The 961-nt window shown below is 60.5% G+C and carries 2 pseudogenes; both read left to right on the top strand.

Annotated features, from left to right (window positions below):
• Positions 1-640: pseudogene (locus NW860_RS10305) on the top strand (hypothetical protein); the annotation flags it as partial.
• Positions 637-961 (top strand): annotated as a pseudogene (locus NW860_RS10300) (hypothetical protein); the annotation flags it as partial. The pseudogenes NW860_RS10305 and NW860_RS10300, both read left to right, overlap by 4 nt.

Raw genomic sequence — 961 nt, 5'->3', positions numbered from 1 at the left:
TTTCTGGGTACCCTTGCCTCTTGGGATGAGCGCCTACCTCGCTCGTGGAGCTGGTCCCCGTTGGGCTAAGTGCTTGTTGATCACTGCTCTCTTGGGGCTGAACTGCTTGACTGCCGGCTATGGGCTAAGCCAAGAGTCGGGTTTTTGGGCGCCCTTGGTAGCCGAAGAGCGGGATCTCTGGGAGCGACTGGTGGCAGAGGTAGCACCCATAAGCCCCCAGTTGGAAGCTGCCCAAGACCTGTACGAAGTAACTCCTAGCGGGCAAGCTCTAGAAACATGGCGAAGGCAGCGCCAGGAAAAGCGCCAGGTTGGGCAGTATCTCTATCGCCACCTGTTGCCCGGACAAAAAGTGCTGGTGGACGACGACATCCACTTTGAGGCTATCTTTTGGGCAAGAGACCCGCGCCTGTTTCTCACCCCTCACCAGTACGAGTTTGCCCTGGCTTTGCAGCACCCCCAGGAGCGGGTGGACTACTTGCTGGTGGCGGGGCCGGCGGATCCCTTGCGGAGCGCCGATCGCATCCTGCAATTTTGGCCTGAGCTCAATTTTGAGGGGCTGCCGGGCTTCAGGGAAGTTTATAGCTCCCCCCAAGTGCGGCTGTGGGCCCGCCAGGTAAAGCTTGAGGAGGAGACGGAATGAGCTGGAGACGACGATGGCCGAGGCGACAGGTGCTGCAGATGGGCGGAGCGCTGCTAGCTGCCTATGGAGTTGCCGGCTGTGGTCAAGGCTCCGAAAACGTTGCCCTTGGGAACCTGAACTTGTCAAAGCTGCTGGCCTGCTGGGAAGTGGGCATCGGGGCAGATCCCGGTCGCTTTCTTTGGGAGATTGAGTCGGATCCTCAGGTGGCGGCAGGGGCGCAGGGGTGGGATCCCCATTTCCTGAGTGGCTGGCTCAACAGCTTTGACCACCGCCAGGGGGATCTCTCCTTTTGGCGCAACTGGCACCAGGCCGGGCTTTTGC

Origin of the sequence: Synechococcus sp. F70.1 (genome assembly GCF_047502745.1) — a bacterium.
Classification (GTDB): Bacteria; Cyanobacteriota; Cyanobacteriia; order Thermostichales; family Thermostichaceae; genus Thermostichus.
This window is presented reverse-complemented; position numbering and strand designations above follow the sequence as displayed.